This window comes from Rhodococcus sp. D-6 (assembly GCF_040256695.1).
Taxonomy (GTDB): domain Bacteria; phylum Actinomycetota; class Actinomycetes; order Mycobacteriales; family Mycobacteriaceae; genus Rhodococcus; species Rhodococcus pyridinivorans.
Genome location: NZ_CP132970.1, coordinates 1,008,443 through 1,027,740, shown reverse-complemented (window position 1 = coordinate 1,027,740; position 19,298 = coordinate 1,008,443). Strand labels below are relative to the sequence as shown.

The window sequence follows — 19,298 nt, the reverse complement described above, 5'->3', positions numbered from 1 at the left end:
CGACGTTCTTCCGCCCGCTCGACCCCCGAGGAGACTTCCATGACCTTCCAGCCCGGACTGCGTGAGTCGGCCACCTTCGACCGCAACGTCATCCACGAGATCCAGCGCGCCGCCGCGACCGGCATCTACGACATCCGCGGCTGGGGTGCCAAGCGCAAGGTTCCCCACTTCGACGACCTGCTCTTCCTCGGCGCGTCCATGTCGCGTTACCCACTCGAGGGCTACCGCGAGAAGTGTGAGACCGACGTCGTCCTCGGCGACCGCAACGCGAAGTACCCGCTGCACCTCGACATCCCGGTCACGATCGCCGGAATGAGCTTCGGTGCGCTGTCCGGTCGCGCGAAGGAGGCCCTCGGGCGTGGCGCCAGCGAGGTCGGCACGTCCACCACCACCGGCGACGGCGGCATGACCCCGGAAGAACGTGGGCAGTCCAAGCACCTCGTCTACCAGTACCTTCCGTCGCGATACGGCATGAACCCCGACGACCTCCGCAAGGCCGACGCCATCGAGGTCGTGCTCGGCCAGGGCGCCAAGCCCGGTGGCGGCGGCATGCTCCTCGGGCAGAAGATCACCGAGCGGGTCGCGGGGATGCGTACCCTGCCGGTGGGCATCGACCAGCGCAGCGCGTGCCGGCACCCCGACTGGACCGGCCCCGACGACCTCGCCATCAAAATCCTCGAACTGCGCGAGATCACCGGCTGGGAGAAGCCGATCTACGTCAAGGTCGGCGCGACCCGCACCTACTACGACGTCAAGCTCGCCGTGAAGTCCGGCGCCGACGTCGTGGTGGTCGACGGGATGCAGGGTGGCACCGCTGCCACCCAGGACGTCTTCATCGAGCACGTCGGCATCCCGACCCTGGCCGCGCTCCCCCAGGCGGTGCAGGCCTTGCAGGAGATGGGTGTGCACCGCACCCCGGGCGGCGTGCAGCTGATCGTCTCCGGCGGTATCCGCTCCGGCGCCGACGTTGCCAAGGCGATGGCCCTCGGCGCGGACGCCGTCGCCATCGGCACGGCCGCGCTGATCGCCCTCGGCGACAACGATCCGAAGTACCAGGCCGAATACGAGAAGCTGGGCTCCGCAGCCGGTTTCTACGACGACTTCCAGGACGGCAAGGACCCCGCCGGCATCACCACGCAGGATCCCGACCTGCAGGCCCGCTTCGATCCGGTAGAGGGTGGCCGCCGCCTCGCGAACTACCTGCGGGTGCTCACCATGGAGGCCCAGACCATCGCCCGGGCGTGCGGCAAGTCGCACCTGCGCAATCTCGAACCGCAGGACCTCGTCGCGGTCACGATGGAGGCCGCCGCGATGGCTCGGGTGCCCCTGGCCGGCACCGACTGGATCCCCGGCCGCAGCGCCTTCTGACCGTGGCGACAGGCCTGCCACCGCACTTCCCGAGAGGACACAAGATATGACCGCCTTCGACACGCTCTGGGCATCGATCCTGGATGTCGGTAAGCATCCGACGACCGGGGGCTATCGCCGATTCGCTTGGAGCGACGCCGATTTCACTCTCCGCGAGTGGTTCCGCGGCTGCGCCGCCGAGCGCGGCATGGACGTCGAAGAGGACCGGAACGGGAACCTGTGGGCGTGGTGGCTCCCCGTCGGCTGGGAAGGCGATCCCACCGACGCCTTCGTCACCGGTTCGCACCTGGACTCGGTGCCCGACGGCGGCGCGTTCGACGGACCACTCGGCGTGGTCTCGGCGTTCGCCGCGGTCGATCTGGTCCGGGAGCGCGGCATCGTCCCGACCGTGCCGATCGCGATCACCGCGTTCTCCGACGAGGAGGGTGCCCGCTTCGGTGTGGCTTGCGTGGGCAGTCAGCTCACTACCGGGGCGCTCGCTCCGCAGCGTGCGCTCGGCCTGCGTGATCGTGACGGAATAACGTTGGCCGAGGCCATGACCCGCGCCGGTCGCGTGCCCGAACACATCGGCACCGACCCCACCCTCGTCGACCGGGTCGGGGTGTACGTCGAACTTCACGTCGAACAAGGCCGGGCCCTCGACCTCGTCGATGCACCGGTCGCGGTCGCGTCGTCGATCTGGCCGCACGGCCGATGGCAGTTCACCTTCACCGGTGAGGCCAACCACGCCGGAGCCACGCGCCTGGTGGACCGCCGCGACCCGATGCTCGCCTACGCATCGTCGGTGCACAGCGCCCGCTCGTGTGCCGCGGCGGCCGGTGCGGTCGCCACCTTCGGCAAACTCGAGGTGCTGCCCAACGGGGCCAACGCGATCCCCTCCGAGATCAAGGCCTGGCTCGACGCTCGCGCCGCGGACGAGGAGACCCTGACGACGCTGGTCGCCGAGATCGAGGCCGAGGCCCGCAAACACTGCCTGCCGGACGAGATCGGACTCGATGTCTTCGCCGAATCGATCACCCCGATCGTCGAGTTCCCGGCCGGACCGCGCGAACGGTTGCGCCGCGCGCTGTCGCATCTCGGGGACATCCCGGTACTGCCCACCCAGGCGGGACACGACGCGGGCATCCTCTCGGAGAAGGTTCCCACCGCAATGTTGTTCGTGCGCAACCCCACCGGCGTCTCGCATTCACCGCACGAGTTCGCCGAGGCCGACGATTGCAACATCGGAGCGCAGGCGCTGGCCGACATCATGGCGGACTGGACGACGGGCAGTTAGGTGGCCGCGCAGGTGATCCGGTCCGGCGAGCGGCGGCGGGTGCCCTGGCGCAACGGCGCCGGGATCACGGAGGAGGTCGCGACCGGACCCGACGGCCCCTCCGGCCGTCCGCTGTGGCGGATCAGCGTGGCCGAGCTGGGCTCCGAGCCCAGCGAGTTCTCGGCCTTTCCCGGCACGGAACGGATCTTCACCGTCATCGGTGAGCACGGCGCCGACCTCGACTCGGGCCACGGACCCCGTTCGCTGGATCCGTGGCGTCCACACTCGTTCGCCGGTGAGGACGCGCCCCACTGCGTCCCCCGAGGCGCCACCCGTGCATTCAATGTCATGACCGAGCGCGGGGGCGCCACTGCGGCCGTCGGGTACTTCGCGCTCGACACGGTGTGCGACACCGCCGCAGATGGTGTCACGGCCCTCTACGTGCGATCGGGCTCGGTGCAGGCCGGTACCGAACGAGCTGCGCCCGGGGACTGCGTCCTGATCCGCGGCGAGGCCGTCACCCTACGAGGCTCGTCGGCCACCGGACTACTGGTCCGCATCGAACCCACTTCCTCCCTCTGACATCGACTCCCCCACCGACCTCCTGATTCGGAGGCCGACCGAACAAAGGATCCTCAGGTGACGGACACGACCAAGTTTCTGATCGTCGGCGGCGGCCTCGAAGGCCTGGCCATCGCCTACTCCCTCGCCGACCGCGGCGAAACCGACGTCCTCGTCCTCGAGCGCGACACCCTCTGCTCGGGCATGACCGGTAAATCGAGCGGCGTCGTGCGGTGCCACTACGGCACCCCTTCGCTGGCCGCGATGTCCTGGTACGGCGTCGATATTTTCACCAGGGCGACCGAAATCTTCGGCGACGACATGGCATTCCGCCGGTGCGGTTACGTCGTCGGTGTCGCGGAGAACAACGTCAAGCCGCTCGAGGCGAACATCGAGATGATGCAGGGCCTGGGCATCGCCACCGAACTCATCTCCCACGACAAGATGGCCGAACTGTGGCCGGGCCTGAACCTCGACGATTTCGCCCTGTTCGCCTACGAACCGCTCGGCGGTCGCGGCGAGGCCTACATGGCGGGAATGGCGTTCGGTGCAACGGCACGTCGGATGGGCGTGAAGATCCGACAGAGCAGCCCAGTGGTGTCGTTGCTGCAGAACGCCGCGGGCCGGGTCTACGGCGTCACTCTCGCCGACGGGTCCGAGGTGCACGCCGAGCAGGTCGTCGTCGCGGCGGGACCGTGGACGCCGGCACTCGTCGCCGGTGTCGGCGTCGACATCGACGTCCGGGCGCAGCGCGCGCAGTTGGTTCTCGTCGACCAGGGTGTCCCGACCCCGGAGGTGCCCGTGCTGTCCGATCTGGCGGGTCTGCAGTACATCTGCCGTGAGCCGAACGGTGAACTCCTGGTGGGCAATTCCGATCATCAAACGCCGCAGTACATCGATCCCGACAAGTACGTGAACCGCGCCGACGACTCGACGATCGAGAAGAACATCATGAAGCTCGGCAACCGACTTCCCGACATGCCGGACCCGCGGATCACCAGTTCGTACGTCGGTGCCTACGACGTCACCGAGGACTACAACCCCGTCATCGGTCCGGCACCGGTCGAGGGTCTGTTCCTGGCGACGGGATTCTCCGGGCACGGATTCAAGATCTCCCCCGCGGTGGGCAAGCTGGTCGCCGACCTGCTGATCGACGGGAAGACCGACCTTCCGAACGTGAACCCGGACGACTTCCGTTTCTCCCGCTTCGAGGAGGGTGATCTGCTCCTGAGTCTCAACCCCTACGAAGGCGCCGGCGAGATGCGCTGATCCCCACCTACTCAGCACTCGTGCCCTCCACGGACCCGGCCGGATCCCTGTCGTCCGGATCTGTGGAGGGCACCGCCATGTCCGCATTGCGGCGTTCACCACCGGTGGACACACGCTACGCTGACGAGATGGCCAGCCCAGATCGTCCCGTCTTGTACGACGATTCCGGACGCGAAGTTCCGCGCGGCACCCCGACGGGTGTGGATCTCGAGCGCGCGATCGCCCACCAGGTGCGGTCGTTGCGGCTGGCCAGCGGCCTGTCCGTCGGCGACATGGCCGCGAAGGTGGGGATCTCCAAGGCGATGCTCTCGAAGATCGAGAACGCCCAGACCTCGTGCAGTCTGTCGACGCTCGCCCGGCTCGCCGTCGGCCTCGACGTCCCCGTCACCTCGCTCTTCCGGGGCGCGGACGCGCACCGCGACGCGGTGTTCACCAAGAACGGGCACGGCGCCGAGATCGTCGGTCGCGGTACGCGGGTGGGCCATCACTACGAACTGCTCGGCGCGCTGCGGGGACAGCACAAGAGACTCGAACCGGTGCTGGTGACCCTCACCGATGCGAGCGACGTCTTCCCGCTCTTCCAGCATCCCGGCACGGAATTGCTGTACATGCTCGAGGGCGAGATGCTCTACGGCCACGGCGATTCCGAGTACCACCTGCAACCGGGCGACGCCCTGCTCCTCGACGGCGAAGGGTTGCACGGACCGAACGAGCTGCTGAAGCTGCCCATCCGATTCCTCGCCGTCACGGCGTATCCCGACAATCACCAGCCGTGAACGACCGGCAACCGTGAACACGACGGAGCCCTCACCGCCCGGTGCGGTGAGGGCTCCTGCCGTTCGATCGGTGAAGCTCGCCGGTCAGGACTTGGGCACGATCACGTCGCGATCCTCGGCGAACACCTCGGGACGCAGCGTCGACGGACCGGTGGGTGAGAACGAGTCCATCACGTAGGCCGTCTCCCCATGGACCGGGACGTCGATGCCCCGCATCTCCGTCTCGGTGTCGACCCGGATGCCCATGATCTTGTCGAGCGCCTTCGCGATCAGGAAGGTCACCGCGAACGAGTAGGCGAACACCGCGGCCATCGCGACGATCTGGCGTCCGAGGAAGTCGATCCCGCCGCCGAAGAACAGACCGTCGACACCGGCCGGCGCGGCGGCCGTCGCGACGAAGGCGATGAGGGTGGTGCCTACGACGCCGCCCATGAGGTGGATGGCAACGACGTCGAGTGAGTCGTCGTAGCCCATGCGGAACTTCCAGCTCACGGCGAAGCAGCCGACGGCACCGGAGACCACGCCGATCAGCAGGGCACCGAGCGGGGACACGAGGCTCGCTGCGGGCGTGATGCCCACGAGTGCGGCGATCACGCCCGAGATGGCACCGAGCGTCGTCGCGTGCTTCTCCTTGATGCGTTCGACGATCAGCCAGCCGAGCAGGCCGGCCATCGCGGCGACGAGCGTGTTGAGGACGACGACACCGGCCGTGTGGTTGGCGCCGCCCGCCGAACCGCCGTTGAAGCCGAACCAGCCGAACAGCAGGATTCCGCCACCGAGCACGACGAGGGGCAGGTTGTGGGGACGTGCCACGTGCGGGAATCCACGGCGGCGACCGAGTGCGATGGCGAGTGCCAGCGCCGCGACACCCGAGTTCATGTGCACGGCGGTGCCGCCGGCGAAGTCGTGGGCGGCGAGCGTGTTGGCGATCCATCCGCCCTTCGTGCCCGCTTCCTCGTCGTCGAAGGCGAAGACCCAGTGCGCGACCGGGAAGTAGACGAGGACGACCCAGATGCCCGAGAACACCAGCCACGCCGAGAACTTCATCCGGTCCGCGACACCACCGGCGATGATCGCCACCGTGATGCCTGCGAAGAGGAGGTGGAAGGCCGCGGTCAGTGCGGCGGGCATCCCTCCGTCCGGGTCCTCCTCGAGCAGCGAGCCCAGACCGATGTCGGTGAAGGGATCGCCGATGAGGCCGAGGCCCCCGACGCTGTCACCGAGCACGGCGGCCGGACCGAACAGCACCCACAGGACGGCCGTGACGGCGAATCCACCGAACACCATCATGATCATGTTGAGCGCGCTCTTGACTCCGAGCATGCCGCTGTAGAACAGCGCCAGGCCCGGAACCATCAGTACGACTGCTGTGAACGCCGCCAAAACCCAGGCGGTATCGGCGGCCGCGAGTGCCTGTTCCATATAAGTCCACCCTGTTCGATCCCGGGGTTCACGACCCCTACGTCAGTCGGTGACCCACATTCATCACCGTCCCCTGAGAGTGGACCCACTCTGTAATGTCCCTGCGAGGCGCGGGTGAACTTCGTGTAACGCCACCGCAGTTCACCGGACGGGGATGCCGTTGCGTCCGGGCAGGCAGTATGGAGGACGAGACGCCGCATCCCGCGGTGTGCACAACCTGTGCCACCCGGGTATCCCTGCCCTGCCCGGGTTCCGCGGGAACGACGGCTCGAACCGCTGCACGCATCTGGGAGGTAGACGATGGGACGGGTCACGACACGTCGACCGGTACTGCGCATCACTGCGGACAGGGCGACGCGACGTCCCGATACCCTCGCCGTCGAGGAACCGCTCGAGATCAGGGTCGGCGGTGAGTCGCTCACCATCACGATGCGCACCCCCGGTCACGACGTCGATCTCGTCCACGGATTCCTGCTGGCCGAAGGGATGATCGGCAGTCGCGAGGACATCGCCGCCGTTCGCTACTGCGACGGGGTGGACGAGAGCGGCGCCAACACCTACAACGTTCTCGACGTCGCCCTCGCGCCCGGCGTCACCGTCCCCGAAGGGACGGGGCGACGCGCATTCACGACGACCTCCGCGTGCGGGGTGTGCGGGAAGAACTCGCTCGACGAGGTGCGCACGCGCACGCGATATCCACTGAAGGATGCCGGCACCACCTCTATCGGAACGCACACCCTCACCGAACTTCCCGACACACTGCGTCGGCACCAGCAGGTCTTCGAGTCGACCGGCGGTCTGCACGCGGCCGCACTGTTCACCCCCGACGGGGCGCTGCTGGCCCTGCGCGAGGACGTCGGCCGGCACAACGCCGTCGACAAGGTGATCGGCTGGGCCCTGACCGACAACCGGGTGCCGCTCTCGCACAGCGTGCTCATGGTGAGCGGACGCGCCTCGTTCGAACTCGTGCAGAAGGCGGTCATGGCCGGGATCCCCGTGCTCGCGGCGGTCTCGGCGCCGTCGTCGCTGGCCGTCGATCTCGCCGCGGAGTCCGACCTCACCCTCGTGGGCTTCCTCCGCGGCGACACGATGAACGTCTACACCGTCCCCGAACGCATCAAGACCGACTGATCGGCGGCATCAACCGCACGTGCCGTCCTGCGCCTCGCCCGCGCGTACTCCGTCGACGAACGCCCGCACGTCGTCGACGGACTCCTCGAGTACCGCCCGGTGATCGGCTCCGTCGTATACCCGATAGCTCAGGTCGGCTCCGTTGCCGCACAGCGCCGCGGTCACCTGATCGGTGACCGGACGCAGTACCAGCGCGTCGTCGCTTCCCTGCACGACGAGCGTCGGCACCCTCAGGGTGAGCGGTTCGACCTCCTGACCGGCGTAGTACTCACGGAGCGGTTCGAGGTCCGCATCCGGAGCGAACACCTGATCCACCGGTACCGTGCTCGCCACCTCGCGGATGTCGTCCATGCACCCGGTGCGCGCGGCGTCGAGCAAGGGGCGCGAGGCGTCGGTGAGCATCGCGTCGGCGTCGATGCTCGGGTCCGCCGCCTGCGCTCCGAGCAGCAGCACCGGCAGGAAGCCGAGCGCCGGACCGATCGCGGGTCCGGCGGTCGCGTAGTACTCGGCCGTCTCACTCGTGCGACTGCCCGGGGCGAAGGCGACCGCGCCCTGCAGTTCGAGTTCAGGGGCGCGTTCCGTGCCACGAGCCGCCGCATGCAGCGCGGCGTGCCCGCCCTGACTGTGTCCCATCGCGATCCATCGGGTGCCGATAGCCGGATCGAGTTGACGAGCGGCACGCACGATGTCGACGACACTGTCGGCTGCGCTGTCTCCGTTCATGTAGGGATGTCCGCCCGGTGTGCCGAGGCCTTCGTAGTCGGTCTGGACCACGGTGTAGCCGTCTGCGACCCACCGGTCGAGCATGGCAGTCGTCCTGCTGATGTAGGAGTGGGCGGGACCACCGGGGGTGTCCGCGGACGGCGCACAGGCGTCACCGACCCCGGTGGTGCCGTGCGCCCAGCTGATCACGGGCCAGCCTCCGGCGGGCGCTTCTCCCTCGGGGATCGCGACCGTGCCCGAGACGAGGGTGGGGCGCCGATCGGCACCATCGGACAGGTAGGTGATCAGATGCGTTCGCGACGCGCTGGGAAGCGCCGCCGTACCGGTGAGGGTGCGTTCGGTGACGAGGGAGCCGGGTCCCCCGGCAGTCTCCTCGGCGTCGTCGCCGAAGTCGGAGCAGGACGTGATGCCGAGCATCGACGCTGCGGCGAGTACTGCCATCACACGCCGGGAAGTACGAGAGAGCATGAATCCTCCGTTGGGATGTCAGTCCACGTTCGGCGCTCACTGCACGCCGTTGACGTGGCTACCGCCGTCGACGAACAGCGTGTTGCCTGTGGGATAGCGGGAGTCGTCGCTCGCGAGAAAGGCTGCGACCGTGCCGATGTCGTCGAGAGGGTCGCCGATGCGGCCCATCGGGTTCGCCGCGGCCTGCGTGGCGGCCATCTGCGGGTCGGCCGCCGCCACCCGTCGGTATGCCGCGCTCTGCACGCCGGGGCAGATCACGTTGCAGCACAACTGTTTCGGCGCCCATTCCCGAGCCGCAGTACGGTCGTGCTGCGCAGTGCCGAATTCGCGCACCGCGGCATCCACCATGGCGTGCACCTGTGCGCGGTCGGTGACGTCGGTCGGGACGAAATCCGCGGCCGATCCCCATCCCGGCGCCGGTGACGATCGCCACCCGCCCGTCCAACTTCCCCATGCCGTTCCTTTCCGATACGACGGCGTGTGCGGCGCAGGCCGTCAGCGAGGACGGGGAACCGTCCTGTCGATGAACAGCGCCTCCACGGACACGCACACCGTGCCGTCCGCGGTCCTGATCTCGCCGACCGTGTTGATCTTGCGGCCGTCCTGTTCGACCAGACGACCGGTGATCGTCAGCGGCTCGAACAGTGGGGTCGGCCGGTGGTACCGCACGTTGAGCTGTGCGGTGGCGCCGCTGCGCCCGGCCCAGGCGTTCGCCACACCCAGCGTGTGATCGAGCAGGAGGGCGGAGACTCCGCCGTGCACGTGCCCGGGCGGGCCCTGGTACGGGAAGGTCAGTTCGACGACGCCTTCCACCGATCCGTCTTCGCGACCGGCCAACACCAGCGGCGGAGCGAGCGCGTTCTCCGGACCGGTGACCGGATCGTGCCGGGTGACGCCCTCCCCGTGCCACATGTCGATCAGTCGCTCCCGCACTTCGGGAGCGTGTTCCTCGAGGTGCTCGGCGATATTGTCGAGCTCTTCGGCGACCCGCTCGAGATTCGCGTTGCCACGGTCGGTGCGCAGCAACGCGTCCACCACGCGCCGCGCGGCGGCGGTGGCGCGGTCGACGGCGGTGTCCTGCGGTGCCGAGGTCAGAACCGTACCGTCGGGAGCGTGTCCGACGACGGGGTGGGTGTCCGGGTCGACTCTCATCGAATCTCCATCGTGGCGTGGGTGAGCACCGGTTGCCCGTCGCGCTCGGGACATGTGGCGAGCAGGGTGAGGGTGTCGCCGTCTCGCCAGACCTCCGTCTCGATCGTCTCCCCGGGGTACAGCGTGCCGGCGAAGCGGACCGAGAACGACCGGACCCGGGTCGGGTCTCCACCGAGCACACCGTCGACGACGGCCTTGCACACGACACCGTACGAGGCGAGTCCGTGCAGGATCGGCCGATCGAAACCGGCTGTCTTCGCGAATTCGGGATCCGCGTGCAGCGGGTTCATGTCGGCACTGAGCCGGTACACCAGTGCCTGTTGCGTGCTCGTAGGTGACACCAGGGTCTTGTCGGCGTCCCGTTCCGGCACTGCGTTCGACACATGGGGCCCGGCGTCTCCGCCGAAGCCGCCCTCACCGCGCGCCCAGATCTGCATCGCACTGGTCCACAACGGGTTTCCGTCGGCATCCACTGCGGACTGTTCGAGCACGATCACGGCGGCCTTGCCCTTGTCCCACACATCGGAGATGCGAGACGAGACGGTCGCCGAACCCGAGATCGGGATCGGGGCGTGCACGGTGACGGACTGGCCACCGTGCAGGATCCTGCGCAGGTCGATGTCGATTCCCGGCAGGCTCAGTCCGGCCTGTGTCACCGCACCGGCAGAGACACCCTGACCGGCGACCATCGCGAAGGTCGGCAGGACCCGCAGGTCCTTCTCGTACACCCACCGCAGTTCGGCGGGATCGAGCGAGTCGACACCCGCACCCAGACCGAGGTGGTAGAGGATCACATCGCGTTCGGTCCACGAGGCATCGCGGACGGTGGGCGCAGCGGAGAGCGCGACATCGGTATCGATGGGCATGGGGCGTCACTTTCCGGGCTCGGGATCGCGGGGCAGGCCGAGAAGCCTCTCACCGATGATGTTCAGCTGGACGTTGGTCGTCCCACCGGCGATGGACATGCACTGCACGTTGAGGAACATGTGGGTCGCCGAGGTTCGGTCCTGGTCGTCGAGCAACGACGCAGTACCGGCCCAGTCCATCGCGGTCTCCCAGACCTGCTGGAGGTGCTCGACGCCGAGGAGCTTGGCGACGGAGGACTCGGCACCCGGCTGTGCACCGGCCAGGGACCGCAGAGCGGTACGCAGACCCATGAGGCCACCGGACGCGGCATCGCCGAGAACCTTGCCGAGGACGGTGAGTTGTTCGTCGTCCGGCCCACCGGGCATACCGTTCGCGAGCGCCATGAGGGTCTCGCAGCCGGCACCGAAGGTCGAATCGTGCGAGAGGGAGACGCGTTCGTTGGCGAGGGTGGTACGGGCGAGTTTCCATCCGTCCCCGGGCTCGCCGACGAGGCACTCGTCGGGCACGAACACGCCGTCGAGGAACACCTCGTTGAACAGGGCTTCGCCGGTGATCTCCCGCAGCGGCCGGATGTCGAGCCCCTCGGTGTTCCTGATGTCGATCAGGAAGTAGGACAGGCCTTTGTGCTTGGGCGCTTCCGCGTCGGTGCGGGCGAGGCAGATGCCCCAGTCCGCGACCCGCGCCATCGACGTCCACACCTTCTGGCCATCGAGCCTCCATCCGCCGTCCACCTTGACGGCCTTGGTGGACAGGCCCGCAAGGTCGGACCCGGCGCCGGGCTCGGAGAAGAGCTGACACCACACGAGATCCCCGCGCAACGACTGCGGGACGAATCGCTCGATCTGCTCGGTACTGCCGTGCGCGATCAGGGTCGGCACCACCCAGTTGCCGATGATCATGTCGTGCGGTTCGAGTTCGGCGGCGCGCAGTTCCTCGGCGACGACGAGTTGCGTGACGGCGTCGGCGGCCTTCCCCCACGGTTCGGGCAGGTGGGGAGCGGTGTAGCCCTTCTCCGCCAGATACGCCTTCCGCGCTGCGTTCTCCAGCGACTTCGCCGGCTCGAGTTCGGCACGGACGTCGGCGCGGATCCGTTCCGCCTCGGGCGGAAGATCGACGCTCAGCACGCGGCGGGCACCGTCGAGCGTGAGGTGGGCGACCCGGCGCCGCCACGACGCCGTGGAGCCGAGCAGGATCCGGAGGGACTGCGCGCGGCGCATGTACAGGTGCGCGTCGTGCTCCCAGGTGTAGCCGATACCGCCGAGCACCTGGATGCAGTTCTTGGTGACCTGGAAGGCGGCCTCCGGGGCGATGGACGCGGCGACCGCCACGGCCAGCGACGCCTCGTCGTCCGGCACGTCCTCGCGCCGCGCTCGCGCTGCGTCCCAGGCCACGACCCGAGCCTGTTCGGTGAGGCAGAGCATCCGGGCGACGGTGTGCTTGACACCCTGGAACTGTCCGATGACACGGCCGAACTGCTTGCGGACCCGCGCATAGTCCGCGGCGGTGGTGGTCGCCCAGTCCGCGAGACCGGCGGCCTCGGCGGCGAACAAGGTCGCGGCGATATCGACGATCCGATGCGGGTCCGATCTCAGCACGTCCCCGTCGGACAACGTCAGGGCGCTCACGGTGATCTCGGCGTTGCGGCGGATCACGTCGTAGCTGGGCAGGTTCGTGACCTCGACCCGGTCGCGGGTCACGACGACGAATACCCGCTCACCACCGTCGTCGGCCGCGAGCAGGAACACATCCGCGACCTGGCCGCCGAGGGCGACACCGGAGGTTCCCGAGAGCGTGACGGAATCGCCGTCGCGCTCCACGCGCAGGTCCCCCGGCTGCAGGGCGACCGCACCGAACAGCGAACCGTCCGCGAGCCCGTCGAGTTCGCTGCGACGGCCGGCCTCGTCGAGGACTGCGGACACGATCACGGTCGGAAGGAACGGGCCCGGCACCATGGCCCGTCCGAGTTCTTCTGCGACGATCGCCGTTTCGAGTAGTCCGAAACCGGCGCCTCCGACCTCTTCGGGCAGGTGCAATCCCAGCATGCCGAGTTCGGCGAACGAGCTCCAGTACGTCGGGCGGGCTTCCGTCTTCGCTTCGACGGCCGTGCGGATCACGTCGGGTGTGGCGTGTCGCGCCGCCCAGCCGCGCACGGAATCGCGGAGTTCGCGGTCCTCGTCGCTCAATCCCAGAGTCATTACGGGTCCTTTGGGTAGAAGATGTCCGGCGTCAGATGCGCTCGATGATGGTGGCGGAGGCCATCGCGCCACCCGCACACATCGTGACCAGCGCCGTCGAACGGTTCGAACGCTCGAGTTCGTGCAGTGCACTGGTGATCAGTCGCGAGCCGGTGGAACCGACGGGATGACCGAGCGCGATGGCACCGCCGTTGACGTTGACCTTGCTCATGTCGGCCCCGTGGACCTGAGCCCAGGACAACACGACCGAAGCGAAGGCTTCGTTGATCTCGACGATGTCGATGTCGGACAAGGACATTCCGGTGCGTTCGAGTACCGCGCGAGTCGCGTCGATGGGGCCGTCGAGGTGGTAGTACGGGTCCGAACCGACGAGCGTCGACGCGACGATACGGGCACGTGGCCGCAGACCCGCCTCGCGCGCCTTGTCCTCGCTCATCAGCAGTACAGCGGCCGCGCCGTCGCTGACCTGGGAGGAGTTTCCGGCGGTGTGGATTCCGTTCTCGATGACCGGCCGGAGACCGGCGAGTCCTTCCGCGGTGGTTTCGCGAAGACCTCCGTCACGCGTCACGGTCGCGATCTCACCGGTGGGCTCGCCCTCCTTGGTCACGACCGGCGCCTGCACCGGGACGATCTCGCGATCGAACCGGCCTTCGGCCCACGCGGCCGCGGCGCGCTGCTGCGACTGGAGCCCCAGGGCGTCGACGTCGTCACGCTTGATGCCGCGCTTGTGGGCGATCCGTTCGGCGGAAGTGAACTGGTCACCCATGTCGATCGACCAGTCGTCCGGATAGGGGTTGCCGGTGCCCGGTGCGTTGGCCTGACCGAGGAACACCCGGCTCATCACCTCGACGCCGCATCCGATTCCCGCGTCGATCTGCCCGGACGCGATCAGTCCGGCCACCATGTGGACCGCCTGCTGCGACGAACTGCATGCGCAGTCGATGGTGGTCGCGGCGGTCGTGTACGGGAGACCTGCGTGGAGCCAGGCCTGGCGGGTCACGTTGTTGGACTGCTCCCCCGCTTGGGTCACGGCGCCCCCGACGAGCTGACCGACCTGGTCGGCAGGCAGTCCGGTGCGGTCGAGAACGGCCTTCTGGGCGGCACCGAGCAACACCGCGGGGTGGACCCCGGCCAGCTGTCCGCGACGACGACCGATCGGCGTCCGCGCGGCCTCCACGATGACGACCTTGCTCATGCCTACTCCCAGCTCTCGACGTTATTGAAATTTATTCTAGTAACGGTGGTCGCAGTTTCCCGCACGGTCCCACCGAGCGGGACCGGCCTTGCGGAATGTGGCCTTCGGGAATCGCCCGTCAGCGCGTACCGGCGGGCAGATCGACCAGCAGAAGGTCGCACGCGACACGCAGATCGGACTCGACCTCGGGGATCGATATCCGCCCGTTGAGCGCGGACTGGACGAGACCGAACCACAGTGCCACAACCAACCGCACGACGGTTGCGTCCCGCACCGTGGGTTCCGCGATACCCGCGGCGGCCAGGAGCAGTCCGTCGAAGTGCTGGTCGATCTTCGCCACGTCGGGAATGGTGGCGGCGTTCGACGACGCGGCGGATCGGATCATCGCGTTCGCCAGCAACGGAGTGCGCACAAGCGCCCGGGTGGCCTGCAGCAACGCGTCGTATACGACGTCGACAGGCGACGAGGACGACTGCGAGCGCCTGGAGAGGTGGATTCCCATCCGATCGATCCGATCCACCATGACCGCGACGAACAGATGGGTCTTGGACGGAAAGTAGCGGTAGAGGGTCCCGATGGCGACACCGGCGAGTTCGGCGACCTCCTGCATCCGGACGCGCTCGAGATCCTTCATCGCACCCAGGTGCGCAGCAGCATCGATGATCCTGCCGTATCGCGCATGCTGTTCCGCCGAACTCGGTTCTGCGGCGTCCCGGGCCTCCGCAAGTCTGGGCATGCTCGGCTCCTCCCCTTCACGACCGGTGGCGCATCGACCACTGCCGGCGACGAACGTTCCAGGTGGGCACGTCTCGTATCCCGCCTGATCCCGGCCAGTGGGACCTGTCCCGTGGGTGGACCGACCACCACCCGAGACTAGAATGAATACTAATTCCGGCGCGGTGCACTGACGAACCGCCGCAATCGAACAGGAGACGTTCCATGGGTGAATCCGTAAGTCTGGCCGGACGCGCGGCGGTCGTGACCGGCGCCGGGGCCGGCCTGGGCCGCGCCGAAGCCCTCGCCCTCGCCGAGGCCGGTGCCGCCGTCGTCGTCAACGACATGGGCGACGCGGCGCACGAGGTGGCAGAGGAAATCGTCGCGTCGGGAGGCCAGGCCATCGCCGTCACCGGCGACGTGTCCGACTGGGCTCTCGGCGGTCGCCTCGTCGAGGACTCGGTCAAGGCATTCGGGTCCTTCGACATCCTCGTCAACAACGCGGGCATCATCCGCGACAAGATGATCTTCAACCTCACCGAGTCCGACTGGGACGACGTGATCCGAGTGCACCTCAAGGGCCATGCCGCCACCTCACATGCGGCGGCGGTGCACTGGCGTCAGGCGAGCAAGGCTGCGGGTGGACCGGTCTACGGCCGCGTCGTCAACACCTCGTCGGAGGCCTTCCTCTTCGGTTCCGCCGGACAGCCGAACTATTCCGCTGCGAAGGCAGGCATCACGGCTCTGACACTGTCCACGGCGCAGGGGCTGGCGCGATACGGCGTCACCGCGAATGCGATCTGCCCCCGCGCACGCACCGCGATGACCGCTGAGGCCTTCGGCGAGGCCGGCGCCACGACCGGACTCGATCCCCTGGCGCCGGAGCGCGTGGCCACCCTCGTGCGTTACCTCGCCTCACCGGCGTCCTCGGAGATCACCGGACAGGTGTTCGTGGTGTACGGCAAGATGGTCGCGCTCATGGCCGCACCCACCGTCGAGAACCGCTTCGACGCCGCCGGTTCGGCATTCACGGTCGAGGAACTCGACGAGCAGCTCTCGTCGTACTTCACCGGCCGCGGCCCGTACGAGACCTACGCCGCCTACAGCATCGCGGAACTCGAGAAGGCCGCGCTGGCCGTCGACTGATCGCTTGACACCGGACCCACGAAGGGAGCACGCCATGAGACTTGCAGACAAGGTTGCGATCGTCACCGGTGGCGCCGGAGGGATCGGGCGCGGCATCGTCAGAGCATTCGTGGACGAGGGTGCCCGCGTCCTGTTCGTCGACATCGACCGGCCCGCGGGTGAAGCCCTAGAAGCCGAGGTCGGCGAAGCCGGGAAATTCCTGTACGCGGACATCTCCGACGAGTCGAGCGCCGAGACGATCGTCGCGGACGCCGTCGAGCATTTCGGAAAGCTCGACGTGCTCGTCAACAACGCGCACGCGTCCCAGCAGGCGCCACTGCTCGAGACCACACAGGAGATGCTCGACCTGTCGTTCGGCACGGGCTTCTATCCGACCTTCCGATTGATGAAGGCAGCGCACGCCCAGCTCGCCGCGAACAAGGGGTCGGTGATCAACTTCGCGTCGGGAGCCGGGATCGACGGGAGCGCCACGCAGAGTTCGTACGCCGCTGCGAAGGAAGCGATCCGGGCGATCAGCCGGGTCGCGGCGAACGAATGGGCCGCGGAGGACATCAATGTCAACGTCATCTCGCCTCTGGCACTGACCGAGGGCGTCGAGGCGTACATCGCGGCCAACCCCGGCGTCGAGGAGGCGCTACTGGCGAAGACCCCGATGCACCGCTTCGGTGACCCGCAGGCCGATATCGGCCGTGTCGCGGTCTTTCTGGCCAGTGAGGATGCGTCCTACATGACGGGCCAGACACTCATGGTCGACGGCGGGACCATCACACTGCGCTGATCCACCGACGGACCGGATTCGACCGCCAACGACGACGAGCGCCTCGGCACTTTCGTGCCGAGGCGCTCGTGCAGTTCCGAAGGGTCTTCGGAATCAGGCGGTCTTGTCGCGCCGTTCCCGATCGGTCTTGCGCGGCACGATCGTCGGAAGGACGTTGTCGTTGACGGTCTCGGCGGTGACCACGACCTTGGCGACGTCGTCGCGGCTGGGGATGTCGTACATCACGGGCAGGAGCACCTCCTCCATGATGGCGCGGAGCCCGCGGGCGCCGGTGCCACGGAGGATCGCCTGGTCGGCGATCGCTTCGAGTCCGTCCTGGGAGAACTCGAGTTCGACGCCGTCCATCTCGAACAGGCGCACGTACTGCTTGACCAGAGCGTTCTTCGGCTCCGACAGGATCTGGACGAGTGATTCCTTGTCGAGATTGGTCACCGACGCGAGGATCGGCAGGCGACCGATGAACTCCGGGATCAGGCCGAACTTGATGAGGTCCTCGGGCATGACGTCGGCGAAGTGGTCGGTGGTGTCGATTTCGGCCTTCGACCGAACCTCGGCGCCGAAGCCGATGCCGCGCTTGCCGACGCGGTCGGAGACGATCTTCTCGAGACCCGCGAATGCACCCGCCACGATGAACAGCACGTTCGTGGTGTCGATCTGGATGAACTCCTGGTGCGGATGCTTGCGACCACCCTGCGGCGGGACGGATGCCTGGGTGCCTTCGAGGATCTTCAGCAGCGCCTGCTGCACGCCCTCGCCCGACACGTCGCGAGTGATCGACGGGTTCTCGCTCTTGCGGGCGATCTTGTCGACCTCGTCGATGTAGATGATGCCGGTCTCGGCGCGCTTGACGTCGTAGTCGGCGGCCTGGATGAGCTTGAGGAGGATGTTCTCGACGTCCTCACCGACGTAGCCGGCCTCCGTCAGTGCGGTGGCGTCGGCGATGGCGAAGGGCACGTTGAGCATCTTCGCGAGCGTCTGCGCGAGGTAGGTCTTGCCACAACCGGTGGGGCCGAGAAGCAGGATGTTGGACTTCGCGAGTTCGACCGTCTCACCGCGGGAGTCGCGACCCTTGTCGCCGGCCTGGATGCGCTTGTAGTGGTTGTAGACCGCCACGGCCAGCGTGCGCTTGGCGTCGTCCTGGCCGATCACGTAGTTGTCGAGGAAGTCGCGGATCTCGGCCGGCTTGGGCAGCTCGTCGAGCTTGACCTCGCTGGTCTCGGCCAGCTCCTCCTCGATGATCTCGTTGCAGAGATCGATGCACTCGTCGCAGATGTAGACACCGGGGCCCGCAATGAGCTTCTTGACCTGCTTCTGGCTCTTTCCGCAGAAGGAGCACTTGAGCAGATCTCCGCCGTCACCGATACGTGCCATCAGTCAGGTCCCTACTTCCTCGTGTGCGTGCAACCGGTCCCGCAACCACCACACGGGGCGGTCCCGGGGAGCGGGCCCTTTGATCGACCGTACCCGGATGTCGGCGCGCAGGTCGACCGGTTCTGCGCGTTTCCGGTCATATTTGTACACCACAACATGTGTCGGCGATCACAGTCCCGGCGTCGGTGGTTCCGGAAGGCACCGTGCCTTCCGGAACCGCCTGCGACGTTCTACTTCTGGGCCGAGAGCTTGCGGTACTCGAGGACCCGGTCGATCAGACCGTATTCGACGGCCTGCTCCGCCGTGAGGATCTTGTCCCGATCGGTGTCCTTGCGGATCTGCTCGGGATCCTTACCGGTGTGCTTCGAGAGCGTGTTCTCCATGAGGGTACGCATGCGCTCGATCTCGGCGGCCTGGATCTCGAGGTCGGAGACCTGTCCCTGGATGCCACCCGTCGCGGGCTGGTGGATGAGCACGCGAGCGTTGGGCAGCGCCAGACGCTTGCCGGGGGTGCCGGCGGCGAGCAGGACGGCCGCGGCGGATGCCGCCTGCCCGAGGCACACCGTGGTGATGTCGGCGCGGACGTACTGCATGGTGTCGTAGATCGCCATGAGCGAGGTGAACGAACCACCCGGCGAGTTGATGTACATGGTGATGTCGCGGTCGGGATCGAGCGACTCGAGCACCAGCAGCTGGGCCATCACGTCGTTGGCGGACGCGTCGTCGACCTGGACGCCGAGGAAGATGATGCGCTCTTCGAACAGCTTGTTGTACGGGTTGGATTCCTTGACGCCGTAGCTCGAGTGCTCGATGAACGACGGGAGGATGTAGCGGCTCGCGGGCGAGGCAGGAGCGGCGCCGCCGAGCTGGCGCGGATCGAACATGTTGGTCATCGCTTCTCCAAGAA

General features: G+C 67.6%; 17 protein-coding genes and 1 pseudogene. 8 read left to right on the top strand and 10 right to left on the bottom strand.

The window, feature by feature from the left end:
• Positions 1 to 39: 39 nt before the first annotated feature.
• From RBB84_RS04885 to RBB84_RS04865, 5 genes are all read left to right on the top strand, one after another.
• On the top strand, positions 40 to 1,368 hold the full coding sequence (locus RBB84_RS04885) for an FMN-binding glutamate synthase family protein (protein ID WP_006551158.1): 1,329 nt from the start codon (positions 40 to 42) through the stop codon (positions 1,366 to 1,368).
• A 46-nt stretch (positions 1,369 to 1,414) separates the two neighbouring features.
• A complete protein-coding gene (locus RBB84_RS04880; RefSeq protein ID WP_024100583.1) occupies positions 1,415 to 2,644 on the top strand; it encodes an allantoate amidohydrolase in 1,230 nt (409 codons plus the stop codon).
• Complete coding sequence (locus tag RBB84_RS04875; protein WP_024100582.1) at positions 2,645 to 3,205, top strand: HutD family protein; 561 nt, start codon at positions 2,645 to 2,647, stop codon at positions 3,203 to 3,205.
• Positions 3,206 to 3,262: 57 nt separating this feature from the next.
• Positions 3,263 to 4,453: an FAD-dependent oxidoreductase gene (locus tag RBB84_RS04870; protein WP_064256385.1), complete on the top strand. Its 1,191-nt coding sequence runs from the start codon at positions 3,263 to 3,265 to the stop codon at positions 4,451 to 4,453.
• Between the two features lie 128 nt (positions 4,454 to 4,581).
• Positions 4,582 to 5,229 carry an XRE family transcriptional regulator gene (locus RBB84_RS04865; RefSeq protein ID WP_024100581.1) on the top strand — a complete coding sequence of 216 codons (648 nt, stop codon included), beginning with the start codon at positions 4,582 to 4,584 and terminating at the stop codon, positions 5,227 to 5,229.
• Between the two features lie 84 nt (positions 5,230 to 5,313).
• Here RBB84_RS04865 and RBB84_RS04860 read toward each other — a convergent pair whose 3' ends face one another.
• On the bottom strand, positions 5,314 to 6,651 hold the full coding sequence (locus RBB84_RS04860; RefSeq protein WP_064256386.1) for an ammonium transporter: 1,338 nt from the start codon (positions 6,649 to 6,651) through the stop codon (positions 5,314 to 5,316).
• A 300-nt stretch (positions 6,652 to 6,951) separates the two neighbouring features.
• On the opposite strand from RBB84_RS04860, the gene fdhD reads away from it, so the two are divergent.
• Positions 6,952 to 7,782: a formate dehydrogenase accessory sulfurtransferase FdhD gene (gene fdhD, locus RBB84_RS04855; RefSeq protein ID WP_019289053.1), complete on the top strand. Its 831-nt coding sequence runs from the start codon at positions 6,952 to 6,954 to the stop codon at positions 7,780 to 7,782.
• A gap of 9 nt (positions 7,783 to 7,791) precedes the next feature.
• Here the strand turns inward: fdhD and RBB84_RS04850 are convergent, their stop codons facing one another.
• From RBB84_RS04850 to RBB84_RS04820, 7 genes and pseudogenes are all read right to left on the bottom strand, one after another.
• Positions 7,792 to 8,973: an alpha/beta fold hydrolase gene (locus tag RBB84_RS04850; RefSeq protein ID WP_037216488.1), complete on the bottom strand. Its 1,182-nt coding sequence runs from the start codon at positions 8,971 to 8,973 to the stop codon at positions 7,792 to 7,794.
• A gap of 36 nt (positions 8,974 to 9,009) precedes the next feature.
• Positions 9,010 to 9,427, bottom strand: a pseudogene (locus RBB84_RS04845) (SDR family oxidoreductase).
• A 41-nt stretch (positions 9,428 to 9,468) separates the two neighbouring features.
• Positions 9,469 to 10,125 (bottom strand): PaaI family thioesterase, encoded by a 657-nt coding sequence (locus RBB84_RS04840; protein WP_016691875.1) that lies wholly within the window; start codon positions 10,123 to 10,125, stop codon positions 9,469 to 9,471.
• Positions 10,122 to 10,991 carry a MaoC/PaaZ C-terminal domain-containing protein gene (locus tag RBB84_RS04835; RefSeq protein ID WP_064256387.1) on the bottom strand — a complete coding sequence of 290 codons (870 nt, stop codon included), beginning with the start codon at positions 10,989 to 10,991 and terminating at the stop codon, positions 10,122 to 10,124. The genes RBB84_RS04840 and RBB84_RS04835 overlap by 4 nt, the downstream gene beginning before the upstream one ends.
• A 6-nt stretch (positions 10,992 to 10,997) precedes the next feature.
• Positions 10,998 to 13,187 (bottom strand): acyl-CoA dehydrogenase, encoded by a 2,190-nt coding sequence (locus RBB84_RS04830; protein WP_016691873.1) that lies wholly within the window; start codon positions 13,185 to 13,187, stop codon positions 10,998 to 11,000.
• A 31-nt stretch (positions 13,188 to 13,218) separates the two neighbouring features.
• On the bottom strand, positions 13,219 to 14,382 hold the full coding sequence (locus RBB84_RS04825) for a steroid 3-ketoacyl-CoA thiolase (RefSeq protein ID WP_064256388.1): 1,164 nt from the start codon (positions 14,380 to 14,382) through the stop codon (positions 13,219 to 13,221).
• A 118-nt stretch (positions 14,383 to 14,500) separates the two neighbouring features.
• Entirely contained in the window at positions 14,501 to 15,118 is a 618-nt protein-coding gene (locus RBB84_RS04820; protein ID WP_037216487.1) for a TetR family transcriptional regulator, read from the bottom strand.
• Positions 15,119 to 15,321: 203 nt separating this feature from the next.
• Here RBB84_RS04820 and RBB84_RS04815 point away from each other — a divergent pair, with 203 nt between their 5' ends.
• The gene (locus tag RBB84_RS04815) at positions 15,322 to 16,242 is read left to right on the top strand and encodes a 3-oxoacyl-ACP reductase (protein WP_019289046.1); all 921 of its coding nucleotides are present in this window, start codon (positions 15,322 to 15,324) and stop codon (positions 16,240 to 16,242) included.
• Between the two features lie 34 nt (positions 16,243 to 16,276).
• On the top strand, positions 16,277 to 17,020 hold the full coding sequence (locus RBB84_RS04810) for an SDR family oxidoreductase (protein WP_064256389.1): 744 nt from the start codon (positions 16,277 to 16,279) through the stop codon (positions 17,018 to 17,020).
• Positions 17,021 to 17,113: 93 nt separating this feature from the next.
• Here the strand turns inward: RBB84_RS04810 and clpX are convergent, their stop codons facing one another.
• Together clpX and RBB84_RS04800 are read right to left on the bottom strand one after the other, a co-directional pair.
• Positions 17,114 to 18,391 carry an ATP-dependent Clp protease ATP-binding subunit ClpX gene (clpX, locus tag RBB84_RS04805; RefSeq protein WP_006551142.1) on the bottom strand — a complete coding sequence of 426 codons (1,278 nt, stop codon included), beginning with the start codon at positions 18,389 to 18,391 and terminating at the stop codon, positions 17,114 to 17,116.
• A gap of 230 nt (positions 18,392 to 18,621) precedes the next feature.
• Entirely contained in the window at positions 18,622 to 19,284 is a 663-nt protein-coding gene (locus tag RBB84_RS04800) for an ATP-dependent Clp protease proteolytic subunit (RefSeq protein ID WP_016691867.1), read from the bottom strand.
• Positions 19,285 to 19,298: the final 14 nt, after the last annotated feature.